The sequence below is a fragment of the Leptotrichia sp. oral taxon 223 genome (assembly GCF_013394795.1).
GTDB lineage: Bacteria > Fusobacteriota > Fusobacteriia > Fusobacteriales > Leptotrichiaceae > Leptotrichia.
Genome location: NZ_JABXYU010000004.1, coordinates 165,761 through 181,573 on the forward strand (window position 1 = coordinate 165,761; position 15,813 = coordinate 181,573).

A 15,813-nucleotide genomic window follows, 5' to 3' on the forward strand; every position below is an offset into this window, starting at 1 on the left:
TTCCAAATCCTCGTTCTCGTTATTTTATTTCCAATTAAATATTTTCCATTTATTCAAATTCATTTAACATCAACCTATTAAATTAATTATTTTCTAAATTTAGTTTTAAAGTGATTCTGTTATGTATTCCTTTTCAAATTCTTTTGAAGCATACTCCAGAACTTTAAAGTTATTTACTCTTCCATACATTTTTCTTTCAATTTTTGTTAACTCTGAAAAGTCTTTTGAAAATGTATCATATAATATTTGAGCTTTTTCAAAAATTTCTTGATGGATTTCATTACAAAATTTTAGTTGTTTGTCTAAAAGTAAATAATATTTTTTATCATTAATATTATCACTTTTTTTCAACATGCTCAAATTGACTTTAACCATTGATTTATAATGATTTAAAACTGGTATCATATTATTAAGATTTATTACTCCCAACTTTCCATTTTTTATTTTTATAATATCCATAGTTTCTCTCATTTTTTTGTGTTTCTCTTTAGGAGAAGATAACGGAGCAAAATATTCTCTATTTTCAACTTTTAATATAACTCCAATAAAAGGCCTGTCTGTTTTTTTTGACACTTTACTTTCATAACTACCTAAGTATGACAAATAACTAGAAGTTAAAGTTACAAAATATAGCTCCTCTCCTTTTTTCTTTCTCATAATTAACCTCCTTTTATAATAATAAAAGACGATATTTTGTATTTATACCGTCTTTTAAAAATACTTTATAACTAAAATAAACAAAATTAGGGAGATTTAGACTTCTCGCTCCTATTCGTGCCTATTTTTTAATACCTAAAATTTACATTTAGGGAGATTTAGACTTCTCGCTCCTATTCGTGCCTATTTTTTAATACCTAACTTACGTTTAGGAAGATTTAGGCTTCTCGCTCCTTTAAGGTCTATTTTTTAATACCTAATTTTGTCAATTATTTCCTTAAATAAATTATACTATATTTCCGTTTATTTTTCAAGACAAATTTTTAATTTTCTCACCATTTTTTAACAAATTAAATTTTTTAATCTCTCCAACCCCTATTTATATTCATTCAAGTCAATCCCTTGATCCATCGCAGCAAATATGCAGCCGCAATAACATTGTCTATACACGTCATACTCTGCACACATATCAACTGAACGTTTGTATCCGTTATTTTTCTTAAAGTCAGATGGCAGGTATTTTACATCAAAAATTTCCTGAATTTCCAGTCCCAATGTGTTTATAAGCTGGCTGTTCTTATGCGGGCTTAATGTCAAGGCACTACCAAAATAATCAAATCCCAATTCCTGAGCCTTTTTTGCCACAATGTCAAGCCTCATTTGAAAACAGACTGTACATCTTGCCCCACCCTCCTTTTCATTTTCTAACCCTTTCACAGCCTTATAGAAATCCATCGGCTTATATTCATCCTCAATAAATCCGACATTATTTCCAGTACGCTTATTGAACTTCTTAATAAATTCCTCCTGTACTAAGGCCCTTTTTTCATATTCTGCCTTTGGATGAATGTTATTATTCGCAAACAGAACTGTCACATCCGCATATTGTGTTAAAAATTCCAGCGTATAGGTACTGCAAGGTGCACAGCAGCTATGAATCAGTATTTTAGGACGAATATGCTTATTTTCCCAATCTGAAATCAATTTTGTCAAAATTGTATGATAATTAATTTTCTGATTAGGATTCATTCTCTCCAGAATTTCCTTTGCGTTTTTTATATCCCTTTCAATATAGCTTTCTGTACTTTCTGTATTTTCCATCTGTTCAATATTTTCATTGTTTTTCATCAAATTAATTTCTCTCCCATTTTTAAGCTATGTTCAAATCCTTTTAAATTTATTATAAAATTAGACTTGCTTTCATAATCACAAAAAAATTCCATAATTTTGAATTATTAAACAAGTCTACAAAAATTTTTAAAACTATTTTCTTTTATTATACTCTTCTAATGCCTTTTTTAATACCTTCATTCCGTTTTCAATTTCAATCAAGTTATGTGTGCAGAAAGAAAATCTCGCTTCCTTCGTACCTTTTCCTGGCGTTGTATAAAATCCAGGTCCTGGAGCAAATGATAATGTCTGATTCTCATATCTAAATTCTGTTAATAGCCAGATTGCAAATTTTTCAATATCATCTACTGGAAGTTCTGCAATTAAGTATAATGCGCTGCTTGGCTTATATGTTATAACTCCCGGTATTTTTATGATATTGTTATAAATCATATCCCGTCTTACTTTATATTCCAATCTTGTATTATCGATATAAGTGTCCAATGTATTTATCAAGTTTGTACTTGCATATTGCTCAATTGTTGACACTGATAACCTTGCTTGGCAGAATTTTAGCGCCTGTGCCATAAAATCCCTGTTTTTTGAGGCAATAACTCCTATTCTCGCTCCACATGCGCTGTAATGTTTTGAAATGCTGTCAACCAAAATTACTCTGTCTTCAATTTCAGGGATTGACATAAACGACTGATAACTTTTTTCAATTTCCTCGTCGTAAATAAACTGTCTGTAAACTTCATCAGTAATAATATATAAATCATGTTTTATTGCAATATCCCTAATTAATTCCATTTCTTCTTTTTTGAAGACAATCCCAGTAGGATTGCTTGGATTTGAAAACATTATTGCCTTTGTCTTTGGAGTGATTAAATTTTCAATTTCTTCTCTTTCAGGCAAATGATAATGATTTTCAATGGAAGTTTCAATTGGAACCAATTTTGCATCAGCGATTCTCAAAAAACTGTCATAATTCGTATAATATGGCTCAGGAACTAGAACTTCATCTCCTGGATTGCAAATCGTCTGCAATGTAATTTGAATAGCCTCACTTCCACCTTGAGTAATCAATATATCCTCAGGCAAAATATCAATTCCTACTTTTGCATAAGATTTTGAAAATGATTCCCTCAATTCAATTATTCCTGCCGAATTTGTATATTTAACGATTTTTTCCTTGTAATTATTTAACCCTTCAAAAAACGTATCTGGCGTTTCCACATCAGGCTGCCCTATGTGTAATTGGTACACTTTCACGCCAGATTTCTTGGCTTCATCAATGTACGGCACTAATTTTCTAATTGGTGAATAGTGCATATTCAAAACTCTATTTGAAAATTTTTTCATATTGTAATTTTTTCCTTCCCTACTGTAAATTTTTTAAACATAATTTTTAAAAAGAGAGTGTCTCATAAGTCAAAAATAATTTTACTAACATAAATGTTATATATTTTTAAAAATCAACAGATATTATTTTTACTGATTTTATAAATATAGTAAAATCTATAAAATTTATGATTTAATAATTTTATTTACTTTATGAGACAGCCCCTTAATTAATTATTTATTATTATATTTTTCATTTAATGCCTTTAAGATTGCAAAAGTTTCCAAATCAAGTTTACCGTCATATTTTGCTGGTCTGAAGTGATACTGGAATACTTTTATTACATTTTTAGTTTGTTCGTCCCATTTTCCTGTTGTATTGATAGAATATCCAAATTTACTAAATTCTGCCTGCACGGTTGCAGCGGGCAATGTATTCCATGTGTTTGCATATTCATTTTCATATGCTGATTTTCTGTCATTCTCATACCACATTCCTAAATTGTATTTTCTATATAACTCTTCCCATGGGAATAATGGACCTGGATCAGGCTTTCTTTGAGGGGCTATATCTGAATGTCCCAAAATATTCGTTGCAGGAATTTCATATTTATCTGCCAAATATCTTACAAGAACGGCAGCTTCCTTAATTTGAAAATTCTTAAATGGCTCAAAATTTCCACTTGTATTTCCATTGTTAACAATTTCAATCCCAATTGAACTGTCATTTAAATTTTTACTTGTTTTCCATTCACTTAATCCAGCGTGCCACGCTCTTCTGTTTTCATCTACAAGTGAATAAACAGGATCATTTTTATTATCTGAGATTAAATAGTGGGCACTTACCTCATCAGTTGTCAAGACTCGAAGAGAACTATCCCTGTTCAACGCTGTATAATGTAAAATTATAAATCTTTGTCTATAATTTTGCCCTTTTGATGTATAAGAAGAATCCACTGTTACTGAACCCGCTGAATTTTTGATTGTCTGAGTTCCACCTCTTCCTGTTTTATTATTGTTGCCGCTGTTACTGCTTCTGCTATTGCCATCAGTCTGATCTTTTTTTACTTGCCCATTTCCATCGATACGTATATCTATTGTCGGCTTTTTTACATCAGTGGAAACATCTTTGTTATGGGCATTCAAAATACTTCCAACTGACAAGATTGACACCAATAATAATAATTTGGTTATATTTTTTTTCATTATACTTGTCCTCCTTCTATTTATAGTAAAACTATTTAATGTTTTCAAGTTTTGGATTACCAGTTTGCTTAAAACTGTATTTTATAGTGTTCTTTAAAAGAATATAATAAGCAATTGCCAAAATGGCAATGATAATTCTCATAATCGCTGTAATATCTGCATCAAAATCCAGCCATATCAATACCGAAACTCCCATATTTAATACTGAAATGGAAATTAAAAATACATTTCTTCTGCTTACCGCAATAAAAATAAACACTATTGTTGAAAAAATGAATAAAACTCTTGTTCCGCCAAAAAATAAAACATATGAACTTACTGTTGAAACAACATCATTCATGTATGGCGAACTTTGTAAAATGACACGTGAGATATTTACACAAATTAAACTTGTCAGAAATATTGCAAAACAAATTAATAAATCACGTATATCCCTTCTTTCCTCCAGTTCAACAGCTTCCCTGCTTTTTCCATCTAAATTGTTGCTAATATTCTTGTTTTCCAGATAAAAAACGGAATAAAGCAGCATAATCCAGAAAAGCGCCTCCACAATTCCAAGCCACAGCGTTATATGGAAAATCTTGTCATTCGTGTATTCGTGATAGATGGAATTGTAAAAATTGTAGTTTACAAGGATGTAAAAAAAGGATATTATTATTGCCAATATTTTTTTATAATAAAAAAACATAATTATTCTCCCGAAAATTTATTTATCCAGCTCAAATAATTTGAATCCGTAATGTTCAAGGCTTCTATATTAGCCTGAAAATTAACGTCATCATCATATATCTTGAATATAATTGGTGCAAGTATTTTTAGTGTCTGCGTTTCAAAAATACCATGAATATTCATACTGTAAATGATTGGTTTTTGGAATTTTAGCAACTGGCTGTTTGTCTGTTTTATTTCATACAGAAGTTCCAGTAAGTTAATTTTTTTCAAGTCATTATTTCTGTCTTCCAGCACCACGTCAATTTGATCAGAAAGCAGTTTTTTGTACCGCCACGACTGGTGTTCCTTGTGGACTTTGCTTTGAATCAGAAATTTCATCTTTGGTGAAAATAAAATCAAATTGTCCAAATTTTTTTCATATTTTATTGCAAAATCCCTTTCAAAAAAGTTGCTTACTGATTTTAGCAGATCATTCTGAACATTATAAATCGTATTTTCATCATAAATTTTATTAATCAAGCTTGACTTTTTCTCATTAAACGTGTCATATAAATAAATCTCAATTTCATATTTTTCAACACTAGGCATTTTCAGAATGTTCCCCGTCAGCACAAAATTCAAATTATTATTTTGCTGTCTTATCAGTTTCATATAATCTGTACTGTATCGCTTTTTCGACACAAAAAGATTTTCATTGTTATAAGCGATTGCCAGCTGATAATTCAAGTTTGTCTTATAATGTAAATTTTCATTTAAGTATAAAGGCAATGACACTGCAAGATTTTCAGCCAGTTCCGATTTTTCCCCAATTGATGTAAATGTCAAAATAAGAATATTTGGTTTTACACGCCTATTCTGATTTAACATGAATTCAGGATGGTTAAATTCATAATACCACAGCGGCTTATTTGTTGAAAAAAAGCGATTTGCCGTCTTTTCCTGCTTGTTTCTGCTTTCTGTTTTCACTTTTAACTTCCAGAAATAATCCTCATAGTGCATAAACTTCTTATAATGCTCTATCCAAGGAAATTTTGAAGTAAATTTACAAAGTTCCAGCCCTTCTTTATACATATTTTTTACTTTGTAATATTTTAATACATTTAAAGCAGTGTGAACATTGTGATTTTCAGGATTGTAATATGCCAGGACATATTGCTTAAATTCATCATAAAGCTCATTTAAAATATAAATACTTGACGTAATATACATCACTTCTGAATTGTAGCCAGACTCCTTTAAGGCCGTTATCAAAAAATAATTTCCAGTTTCCTTGTCGCCTTTTTTGAAATAAACGACAGCCTGCATCATTTTTGCCCGCCAGTTTCCTCTTATTGCAGACAGTTTTTCCATTTTATTTTCATATTCCTTTTTGCTTCTCTTTTTCACAATGTCAAAATATTTTTTGAATGCAGTTGCAGAATTTGGGTTTATTTCCAGTGCTTCATAATATTTTTTTTCAGAATCCGCCGTCCGTCCACAAAGCTCCAATGCCTCGGCATAGGCTATGCAAAGCCCTTCTGTCGTATTATTAATATTCAGATTTTTTTCATAAAGCTCAACAGCATTCTGATAAGCCCCTGTTCTTATATGATAAGTTCCAAGCAAGATCAGCTTTCTCTCAAAATCCTCGTCAGCCGCATAAAATCTTAGCACAGCCTCCTTTATTTCAGGGTACAGCTCCTTTGAAAAGGCATCCTGAATTATAGGATACAGCCCGTCCATGTTGCTCCAGTTTTTCTTTATGGACGGATATAGTTTTTTATTAAGCCAGTCCTTTTTGGGCATTTTAAATTCTTTTCCAAACTCGTCATAATAAGAAATTTCCTTAAAATCATCTGAATAACTGTTATTTTCCATAAGTTCCGATTCATTATTTACAATATCATAAATTTCTCGTCTAATTTGACGATTAGACTGGTCAGCGTTTATATTATTCTCATTTATTTCATTATTATTTTTATTTCTCTTTTTATCAGAAGACTTAAAAAAATCAAAAATCCCCATACATCCTCCTATCTAAATTAATTTTTTACTAAAAATATAAGCTATAATTAAAACTTACCCTTTTTCAACTATACTAATTTTATCACAGATAAGACAAAAATACAACGTAGTAAAGATGAAAAAATTAAAAACTTAAATAAAAAAGATATTTATAATTTTAAATAAATAAAAATTATACAGCTAAAAAATGCAATTTTCTGATTTAAAGATTCTTCCATATTTTTGTTGACTTTTTTTTGAATATGTTATAATAACATTAAGAAGATAACTTGTGAAGGATTCGCTCTGGGTTCCCGAATGGGTGTAGGCTTTATGCTTAGAATTCCTATGACCCTGGGGTTATCTTATTTTTTATTTCTCAAATCTTCAATAATATTCGGATTACTGTTTATCAAATCTACACAAAAATCCACCAGCTGTTGAGAGTATCTTCTTGCATATCCAAATTCAAAACAATACTTATCATTTCTTTTTAATTTATAGAAACCCATTATTAAATTTAAAGTATACTCATTAAATTCACTATGAGCTTTACTATTTTTATAATTAAATATGATATTTTTTGTTTTTATCTGTATATATCTTTTGTATAGCCGATTCCAATGAAATAGTTCTGCCTGTACCCTTATAATAAATACTTTTTCCATCTTTTAACAACTTAGCTTTTAACATCAGTTCCCAAGCATTACAAATAAAAAAACTAAATCCTTCTACCCTATATTTTATTGTTGGTTTATTATAAATTTCCAACTCCATTATAAATGCTTCAGTTGATTTTTCAATTAATTTACTTACAAAATCAATAACTTTTTCTTCCATTTGTCCCCTTTCTAATTTTTTAATTTCTATAAATTATACTACATTATTTGTTATTTTACAAAAAAGACAGCCATTTCTGACCATCAATTTATAAAATTAAAACTATTCAAAATTCCATTTAATTTATATTTTATTCCAAGTTATCATCTAAAAAAGCTAGAAATCGTATTAAACAATAACAATATAATACTCATTATCATCAATCCAACCACGACATCCTGATCCCATCCTCCGATTTCCAATACAATCTTAAAATCTGTACTACAACCACCAACGTTACAGTAAAAAACCTAATCAGAAACGAGAAAAACATCAAAAATTTATTTTCTTTTAATACTATTCCCCGTTTAAAAAGCGAATATTTATTCTAATTATTTGAAGATAAATATTAGATTTAACCTACTAAAAAGATTTATAATGTATTCGTTATTCAAATGGGGTTTAGTATAAAAGTATTTTAAAAGCATCAAATGCTACTCCAAAATACTATTTTTCTTTCAAACAATTCCTGCTGTAAACTCTTTAAATTCATAATTCACTTTTCCTGTCTTTAATCTTATATTTCTATTTATTTTCATCACTTTTGCTAGTATTTTCATCTTTATTCTTACTCAAAAATCTATTTAAGACTTGAGGATTTCCTTCAATTTTATCGTCATTTTTAAAATTAAACTGACTATCTTTATGATTTTTGAAATAATCATATTCTACATTTAAGAATATTACTGTGTTCAAAGCATATGTATAAATACCAATGAAAGTTAGAATAATCACTAAAACGACAGAAATTAATATTTTTACAGAAACAACAGAAACATCTGTTATAAAAATTTGTAAAATGGCATAATAAACTCCTATTGCTCCAATTTCAAAAACAATCGTAGGAAATATTTTTCTAAACCTGTTTTTATCACATAATTTTAAGCTGTAATCCGCTAAATCCAAAAGTCCAATATCCCGAATATAATATGCCTCAAAATACAAAAATATCCCTACACTCAGACACAAAATCATAACAATACAAAACATAGCTATAATTGCCCCAAACATTCCTAAAAATCCTAAAATCACCAAAATAACCTCTCCAAAAACAATTAACCCTATCAAATTTAACATCTTTAGGGAAAAATCCTTTAAATCCATTTCATTTTCCCTATTTTCAATCTTCAATGCTATTACTCTATGAAAATATCCCGAAAAAATAACCGTAATTATAAAAATCACGAAATTCAAAGCATCAAAAACTTTTTTTAATGTTGCAATTACCTCAAACTGTTCCCAAGAAATATTGTAATAATCTATGTCTATTGTATACTTATATTCTAATCCACCCATTATAATTCTTGCCCCTATTATCAAAAATGCAAAAACTACAAACAGTTTATCTTCTTTCAAAATTACTCTAAATACATCAAATGCTACTCCAAAATATTCCATAATCCGCAATTTCTTCACAGCCAGCTTACTATGTATATTTTCCAAGTTCATATTCTACTTTCCTCTCTTTATCTAGCCATTATCAGCTTTATTTTTATTCTCGTTATCATTCAAAATTTGATTATTCTCATTTGATTTATTTTCGCTTCCAAATTTTAATTCTTTATTCAAATTTTTTCCCAAATAATCATATTCCACATTTAAAAATATTACAGTATTTAAAATTTGTGAATACAGTGCTAATAAACTAAAAATCATCACAAAAACAAATGCTATTATTAAACCTGCTGCAAAATTCTCTATGTTTAAAACATTGAAAAATATCCTTGTCATAATAATAAAAATCAGAACTCCTAAAGCAATAAAAAATCCCGGTAAAAATTTTCTAATTCTGTTTCCATCAGACAATTCCAAACTGTAATCGATTGATTCCATAAGTCCGAAATTACGAATATAATAAGCCTCAAAATACCAGAAAGCCCAAAGTGCCACACAAAGCACAACAATAGAGAATATAATTAAAAAAATACTCCCAATTATTGAATTTTCCATCTTATTCCCAATAATCCCTGCTACAAAAAATATGACTGACAGTATCAAAGTTTTTAAAAACAATTCTTTTAATTTCATATTTTTTCCATTTCCTTCGATCATTAATGCTACTTTTCTAAAAAAATAGGCTGTAACAAAAAATGAAACTGTCGAAGCGACTGCATTTAAAACATTAAATATTTTAGCCCATAATATCATTATTTCATTAGCCCCATAATAAACCAGAAATTCCTCATTCAATTCTGAATGCACAATTCCTATTACAATTGATACAACCATAAATACAAACATTGAAACCATCATTACAGGATTTTCCTTCCAAAACCCTTTAAACGCCTCAAAAGCCACACCAAAATATTCCAAAGTAGTCAGTTTTTTCTCCATTAATTTTTCTCTTACATTTTCCAGACTCATAATTTCACTTTCCTTTCCATAAATTAAATATTTTTGTTTTTTTATTTTAATAGACGTGTTCGATAACTTAAGTTTTTTTATTTCCACAAGGGGTCAAGACCCCTTGCTTCAGAATATTTGTTTTATTAAATTATAAGCACATATAGTTAGTTGTCGAACAGGTCTAATAAATTACAGATATTTCATCAAGATATAATAAAAGAAAAAAGTGAGACAATTAAAATCTCACCATTTTAAAACTTTTATTTATTCTCATATTCGTTTTGAATATTTTCCAAACTTTGATTATCAGTATAATCAATTTCTTCCCTGTTTTCAAAATTATAGTTGCTGTTTTCCTCTTTACTTTGAAGATAGCTGTTCTCAACATTCAAAAAAATCACGATTTGTATGGTTTGACAGTACAAAAAAATTAAAGAAAGGATTAATGAAAAAATAATAACTAACGGCAATAATCCTATTCCGTTAGAAAAACTTCTTATGATATTGGAAAATGGCAAGATAATTATTACAAGCCCTATAACTATTCCTACTACAAGTATTATTTCAGTAATTATCTTTTTCAGCCTGTTCCCTTTAGACAATTCCAAACTGTAGTCAAATGATTCTAAAAGGGCGAGATCACGAATATAGTATACGTCACAGAAATAAAGCAAAGCCCATATGAAGATAACTATTATCCCTATACTTACTAAAAAATTAAAAAAAGAGCCTATGAAAGGAATCTTTTCCAGCACAAATAAAATTATCTGTACACCAGCACCTATTCCAGATATTACAAGAGCCTTTGTAAAAATTCCTTTTGGTGAAAATTTGTTATCCTTCCCTTCCACCTTTAATGCAACTTTTCTAAAAAAATATGCTACAAAATAACTATAAGCTATCGAAAGTGCAAACTTACCAATGAAAAACATTGGTATATATAATAGAAAAATTAGAACAAAATTTCCAGAATAAAGAAACATTATAAGCAATGCATACGCAACTAAAAGTCCAATAAACGACATCAATACAAAGACAAATTGTAAAAATGCAAACATTTTATCTTCTTTAAGAATAATTTTAAACAAATCAAACGCTGCACTAAAGTACCCGCCAATTCCAAGATCTTTTTCAAAAACCTTTTCACGTAAATTTTTTAAATCCATAATTTATTTTTCCTTTCAATTTTTATATTTTGTTAATTATATACTAATTTTTTCATTCTGTCAATTTTCTCATTTCTTCATCTTGTTTTTTTAAATAATCGTATTCCACATTTAAGAATATTATTATATTCATTATTGTAGCAATTAAACTCAGAACTACAGAAATTATTCCAGACACTACTGAAATAAAAAATACAATATATTTTGGCATAAAAACAGATACTCCTATGAAAAATGGTATTGTAAATATACAATTTATCAAAACTATAATAAGAAGAGGAACTAGTATTCTTAATCTATTCTTTTTACATAAACATAAATTATATTTAAATGTGTCTACTATTGTCATATCTCTCACATAGAAAGTTTGTATAAAGTAAAGCGTATTTAATGTCAGCAGCAATATAATAATCACATATGTTGCTATCAATATTCCAAATATCAGATATTTTAAAAAATCTATTTCTACATTTCTTGTTAATAATAAAAGAATAACTCCTAACATTACTAATACAGCTACTACAATTCCAATACACATTAAAAGTAAGAAATATACCCCAATAAATTTCAAATATTTAAAAGCTATATTTTTAAGTTTATATTCATTTTCTCTACCTTCTATTTTATAAGTCACTTTTGAATATATAATTGCTCTTATAAATCCCACACCAATTGAAATTATTAAAATTCCAAGCGAAATTACAAGATTTAAAATAGTCTTTTTTACAATAGTATCCATATCTCCAATCTGAGTTGCAATTTTTACTTCTAAACTAATATTTTGCTGCAAAAAATTAAAAAAGAACATAAAAATGTTTGCAGCAGCTAATAAACCTGCCAACAATTTATTTTCTGTAATAAAAACCTTCAAAACTCCAAATGATTGTTTAAAATACTCTCCCATTTTTAACTTTCTCTCAAATAACTCTCTTTGTAAATTTTCAAAATCCATAATTTATTCATTTCCTTTCAAATTTATTTTTAATTTTTATTTTTCTTTTTCAAATAATCATATTCTACATTAAAAAATATTATAACCTCCATTACAGTTGCAAAACTTCTTATACAACTTAAAATAATTCCAGAAAAAATAGAGATTCCACACACAACAGGTAATGGAACATTATGGGAAACAAAAAATCCATTAAAAAACGGCACCATAATTCTAACTTCCATAAATCCTAATATAATAATAGGTATCAGTATTCTTAACCTATTCCCTTTGGATAATTTTAAATTATACTTTAGTGCATCCATTATTTTCATATCTTTAGTATAATAAGTTTGCACAAAATATAGAGCATTTAATACGATTATTAGCCATAAAAAACTTGTTATACCCGATATTGCAGATAAAATAATCATCAAAATTTGATTATTTCCTGTTTTAAAAATCACATTATCTCCTACAAAACCAAGTATAAATGTAACTGACACATATATTGCTGTATATTTTACAAATTTTAAAAAAATATTTTTAAATTTATAATTCTCTTCATCATTTTCAATTTTTTTAGCAACGTTTGTAATTACAACTGCACTAAAAATATTAACAAATATCGGTATTAATGCCTGACGAATCGTAAAAATTCCAATGTATTCAAATATTGAAATTTTTAACATAAACATAGAATTAATTACACCTAAAAATAACCATCCTGCATTTACCATTATAAAAAACATTACCCAAAGCACATTTTCCTTCATAAATACCTTCAAAACTCCGAATGTCCGCTTAAAATATTCTCCCATTTTTAACTTTCTCTCAAATAACTCTCTTTGTAAATTTTCAAAATCCATAATTTATTTCACTTCCTTTCAAATTTATTTTAAATTTTTATTCTGCTTTTTCAAATAATCATATTCTACATTAAAAAATATTGTAACCCCCATTACCGTTACAAAATTTCTCCCTCAAATTTATTATCTTCCAATTTCTTCAAATCCATATATTCCAAATTCAAATAAACAACATTTTCAATCGTAGTTGCAAAAATTTCAGAAATTGTTTTAATTATCCCAGTAGCTATAGAACTAAGTATTCCTAATATTAGCAGATTTTTTATCATTAATTCCAAAATTAATCCATAAAACTGATTAACTAAAAGTGCAATAAAAAAAATTATCGCTAGCGGAATTAGTATTACTAATCTTTTTCTTTTGATTAAATGAAAGTTATATTTTAATGCTTCAATAATATTTATATCTCTTAAATAATATGCCTGTTTAAAGTATAAAAAATTTAATTTTAAAATAAAAAAAATAACTGATACTAGGATTAATGGATTTATAAATTTTAAAAGCATACCCGCACTAATTCCTATAATTGCTCCTATCAATATATTTATAAAAACCATTATTATAAATTTAACAATAATTTCTGACACTTTAAATTCCTTAATTCTGTTCTCTATTTCCAATCCTATTTTTTTTCTTATAATTGCAACAAAAAGTTCAATAATTCCAGAAACTATAATACAACTCAATAAACAAATAATAACTGGAAAAAATAACGAATCATACTCGCTGGTGTATCTTTTACCTTGTAAAGTTATTTTGTATAATTTTCCTAATGGTGTCCATAAAATAAATGAATATAAAAAACTTAAAGTAACAGAAAATAAAAAATGAAAAAATATTATCAGAGGATGCTTTTTTACAAATGCTCCAAAAACATCAAAGCTGTTATTCACATATTCCCAGATGGAAAGATATTTTCCTTATAAATCATTTCTTAAATTCATCAAAACTACCTCTTTCTATAAAATTAAGTTTAAAATTTTCTAATGTTAAAATTATAACATATTTTATTTGTTTTTAAAAATTATTTTGTATAATCGGATAAAGGAAAAATTTTCATTTTTATTCTAAGATAAATATAATTAATTTTTGATATAATGAAAATAATGTTAGAAAAAGGAGGCAAATTTATTATGCTAAAATCATTCAAAAAATCAATGATTATTTTATTTTCATGTGTATCTGTGAGTATTCTAGCTTCAGCTGCAACCCCAAATGTTACACCAAAAAGAAGCAGTGAGTACTTATCACAATCATCCCGTGCATTAAGTTCACCTTACAGCACAGTTGCTGATGTTGTCATTTCTGGAAACCTTGCGACTGTAAAAGAAACTGGACAACCATTTACTGGAACTTATGTTGAATTTAGTGAAAGCGGAAATGCTCAAGCAGTAAGAAATTACCAAAATGGGACATTAAATGGGCTTATGTTTTTGTATTATGGAAATGGTAACATACAAAAAGTAGTAAACTATGTAAATGGTATAAGAAACGGTGAAGACATTGACTTTTACGGAAATGGAAATTCAAAAGTGCTAAAAAATTACCAAAACGGTTTATTAAATGGAAAAAGTTATGAATTTGACGAATTTGGACGTTTAACCACTTCTCTTGAATATGTGAACAACGCTAAAAATGGAAAGGAACTAAAATTTTCAAACGGCGTTGTAACAAATGAAAATACGTATGCCAATGGGCAGTTAAACGGTGAAGCAAAATCATACTATTCCAATGGAAATTTACGTTCAAACGGGAATTATTCACGTAACTTTAGAAATGGACAATGGACTTGGAATTATGAAAATGGTTCAAAAAAACTAATTGAAACTTATCAAAATGGTTTAGTTACAGAAATTTTAGGATATTCAAGAAACGGTGGAAAAGAACGTGAAATGAAACTTGTAAATGGAAACGGCAATTTTACCCAGTATTATGATAACGGAAAAGTTAAAGTACAAGGCGCATTAAGAAACTATAAAGCCTATGGAAACTGGAGCTTCTACAACAAAGACGGATACTTGACTGATACTCAAGGATTTTATTAAAAATAAGTTGATTTTTTTAGAAAATGGTGTATAATAATAGTAGGAAGACTTTAAAAAGAAATAGAAATATTAAAGAAAAATTAGTTTATATGTGATTTTTTATTAATTTTTATAATTCAATTTAAAATAATCCGAATATATATTTAAGGAGATTTAAGAAAAAATTTTTATTTTGGAAAGTGGTGTTAAATATGAAAAAATTATTATTTACATTAATGTTTTTACTAAATGTTTTGGGATTTTCAGCAATGAAAAATGGTATTTATTCCGTTGAAAAAAAATACGACAGCAATTGGAATTCTTTCGTAAAATTAACTATTAAAGACGGAAAAATAATCGGTGCTCAATATGACAGGAAAAACAAAAAAGGAGAATTGTTCTCAATGAGCCAACATTCATTTAGAGACATAGCTCTTGAAATTTCAAGAAATCTTGTAAATTCCCAAAACGTAAGTTCCGTAAAAGGAAAAGACGCAAAAGCAGTATCAGAATTTAAAGAAATGGCAAACTTTTTAATTAATAAGGCTAATAGTGGTAACACTGGAAATTTCAAAATGTAATGTAATCAATAAAAATATTACAAGTGGAATTTTCATTTTTTCAAAATT

16 protein-coding genes are annotated in these 15,813 nt (G+C 27.8%); 2 read left to right on the top strand and 14 right to left on the bottom strand.

The genetic code is table 11. The features are described from left to right. Positions 1-105: 105 nt before the first annotated feature. The 14 genes from HW275_RS10985 to HW275_RS11050 form a co-directional block, all read right to left on the bottom strand. Positions 106-657 carry a type III toxin-antitoxin system ToxN/AbiQ family toxin gene (locus tag HW275_RS10985; protein WP_178936595.1) on the bottom strand — a complete coding sequence of 184 codons (552 nt, stop codon included), beginning with the start codon at positions 655-657 and terminating at the stop codon, positions 106-108. A gap of 375 nt (positions 658-1,032) precedes the next feature. Continuing rightward, positions 1,033-1,785 (bottom strand): epoxyqueuosine reductase QueH, encoded by a 753-nt coding sequence (locus HW275_RS10990; RefSeq protein ID WP_218975159.1) that lies wholly within the window; start codon positions 1,783-1,785, stop codon positions 1,033-1,035. 135 nt (positions 1,786-1,920) lie between these two features. Continuing rightward, complete coding sequence (locus HW275_RS10995) at positions 1,921-3,129, bottom strand: pyridoxal phosphate-dependent aminotransferase (RefSeq protein WP_178936596.1); 1,209 nt, start codon at positions 3,127-3,129, stop codon at positions 1,921-1,923. Between the two features lie 213 nt (positions 3,130-3,342). Further along, positions 3,343-4,314 (bottom strand): N-acetylmuramoyl-L-alanine amidase, encoded by a 972-nt coding sequence (locus HW275_RS11000; RefSeq protein WP_178936597.1) that lies wholly within the window; start codon positions 4,312-4,314, stop codon positions 3,343-3,345. Between the two features lie 31 nt (positions 4,315-4,345). Then, positions 4,346-5,002 carry a hypothetical protein gene (locus tag HW275_RS11005; protein WP_178936598.1) on the bottom strand — a complete coding sequence of 219 codons (657 nt, stop codon included), beginning with the start codon at positions 5,000-5,002 and terminating at the stop codon, positions 4,346-4,348. A gap of 2 nt (positions 5,003-5,004) precedes the next feature. After that, a complete protein-coding gene (locus tag HW275_RS11010; RefSeq protein ID WP_178936599.1) occupies positions 5,005-6,990 on the bottom strand; it encodes a hypothetical protein in 1,986 nt (661 codons plus the stop codon). A gap of 344 nt (positions 6,991-7,334) precedes the next feature. Next, a complete protein-coding gene (locus HW275_RS12605) occupies positions 7,335-7,637 on the bottom strand; it encodes a hypothetical protein (RefSeq protein WP_178936600.1) in 303 nt (100 codons plus the stop codon). Continuing rightward, positions 7,537-7,809: a DUF3644 domain-containing protein gene (locus tag HW275_RS11020; protein ID WP_178936601.1), complete on the bottom strand. Its 273-nt coding sequence runs from the start codon at positions 7,807-7,809 to the stop codon at positions 7,537-7,539. Before HW275_RS11020 ends, HW275_RS12605 begins: the two co-directional genes overlap by 101 nt. Positions 7,810-8,373: 564 nt before the next feature. Next, positions 8,374-9,297: a hypothetical protein gene (locus HW275_RS11025; protein WP_178936602.1), complete on the bottom strand. Its 924-nt coding sequence runs from the start codon at positions 9,295-9,297 to the stop codon at positions 8,374-8,376. A 21-nt stretch (positions 9,298-9,318) separates the two neighbouring features. Next, positions 9,319-10,212, bottom strand: a complete 894-nt coding sequence (locus HW275_RS11030; RefSeq protein WP_178936603.1) for a hypothetical protein — start codon at positions 10,210-10,212, stop codon at positions 9,319-9,321. Positions 10,213-10,454: 242 nt separating this feature from the next. Then, entirely contained in the window at positions 10,455-11,360 is a 906-nt protein-coding gene (locus HW275_RS11035; protein WP_178936604.1) for a hypothetical protein, read from the bottom strand. 52 nt (positions 11,361-11,412) lie between these two features. Then, entirely contained in the window at positions 11,413-12,312 is a 900-nt protein-coding gene (locus HW275_RS11040) for a hypothetical protein (protein WP_178936605.1), read from the bottom strand. Between the two features lie 29 nt (positions 12,313-12,341). Then, on the bottom strand, positions 12,342-13,160 hold the full coding sequence (locus tag HW275_RS11045; protein WP_178936606.1) for a hypothetical protein: 819 nt from the start codon (positions 13,158-13,160) through the stop codon (positions 12,342-12,344). A 98-nt stretch (positions 13,161-13,258) separates the two neighbouring features. Beyond that, positions 13,259-14,053, bottom strand: coding sequence for a hypothetical protein (locus tag HW275_RS11050; protein WP_178936607.1), 795 nt, complete (start codon positions 14,051-14,053; stop codon positions 13,259-13,261). Positions 14,054-14,293: 240 nt separating this feature from the next. Here HW275_RS11050 and HW275_RS11055 point away from each other — a divergent pair, with 240 nt between their 5' ends. Together HW275_RS11055 and HW275_RS11060 are read left to right on the top strand one after the other, a co-directional pair. After that, on the top strand, positions 14,294-15,205 hold the full coding sequence (locus HW275_RS11055) for a toxin-antitoxin system YwqK family antitoxin (RefSeq protein ID WP_255460098.1): 912 nt from the start codon (positions 14,294-14,296) through the stop codon (positions 15,203-15,205). Between the two features lie 191 nt (positions 15,206-15,396). Beyond that, positions 15,397-15,765 carry a pheromone cAD1 o protein gene (locus tag HW275_RS11060; RefSeq protein WP_178936609.1) on the top strand — a complete coding sequence of 123 codons (369 nt, stop codon included), beginning with the start codon at positions 15,397-15,399 and terminating at the stop codon, positions 15,763-15,765. Positions 15,766-15,813: the final 48 nt, after the last annotated feature.

What these genes read in the sequence shown, in the direction of transcription:
- HW275_RS10985 (WP_178936595.1), bottom strand. Translation starts at nt 657, where the DNA reads ATGAGAAAGAAAAAAGGAGAGGAGCTATATTTTGTAACTTTAACTTCT.
- HW275_RS10990 (WP_218975159.1), bottom strand. Translation starts at nt 1,785, where the DNA reads ATGAAAAACAATGAAAATATTGAACAGATGGAAAATACAGAAAGTACA.
- HW275_RS10995 (WP_178936596.1), bottom strand. Translation starts at nt 3,129, where the DNA reads ATGAAAAAATTTTCAAATAGAGTTTTGAATATGCACTATTCACCAATT.
- HW275_RS11000 (WP_178936597.1), bottom strand. Translation starts at nt 4,314, where the DNA reads ATGAAAAAAAATATAACCAAATTATTATTATTGGTGTCAATCTTGTCA.
- HW275_RS11005 (WP_178936598.1), bottom strand. Translation starts at nt 5,002, where the DNA reads ATGTTTTTTTATTATAAAAAAATATTGGCAATAATAATATCCTTTTTT.
- HW275_RS11010 (WP_178936599.1), bottom strand. Translation starts at nt 6,990, where the DNA reads ATGGGGATTTTTGATTTTTTTAAGTCTTCTGATAAAAAGAGAAATAAA.
- HW275_RS12605 (WP_178936600.1), bottom strand. Translation starts at nt 7,637, where the DNA reads ATGGAAAAAGTATTTATTATAAGGGTACAGGCAGAACTATTTCATTGG.
- HW275_RS11020 (WP_178936601.1), bottom strand. Translation starts at nt 7,809, where the DNA reads ATGGAAGAAAAAGTTATTGATTTTGTAAGTAAATTAATTGAAAAATCA.
- HW275_RS11025 (WP_178936602.1), bottom strand. Translation starts at nt 9,297, where the DNA reads ATGAACTTGGAAAATATACATAGTAAGCTGGCTGTGAAGAAATTGCGG.
- HW275_RS11030 (WP_178936603.1), bottom strand. Translation starts at nt 10,212, where the DNA reads ATGAGTCTGGAAAATGTAAGAGAAAAATTAATGGAGAAAAAACTGACT.
- HW275_RS11035 (WP_178936604.1), bottom strand. Translation starts at nt 11,360, where the DNA reads ATGGATTTAAAAAATTTACGTGAAAAGGTTTTTGAAAAAGATCTTGGA.
- HW275_RS11040 (WP_178936605.1), bottom strand. Translation starts at nt 12,312, where the DNA reads ATGGATTTTGAAAATTTACAAAGAGAGTTATTTGAGAGAAAGTTAAAA.
- HW275_RS11045 (WP_178936606.1), bottom strand. Translation starts at nt 13,160, where the DNA reads ATGGATTTTGAAAATTTACAAAGAGAGTTATTTGAGAGAAAGTTAAAA.
- HW275_RS11055 (WP_255460098.1), top strand. Translation starts at nt 14,294, where the DNA reads ATGCTAAAATCATTCAAAAAATCAATGATTATTTTATTTTCATGTGTA.
- HW275_RS11060 (WP_178936609.1), top strand. Translation starts at nt 15,397, where the DNA reads ATGAAAAAATTATTATTTACATTAATGTTTTTACTAAATGTTTTGGGA.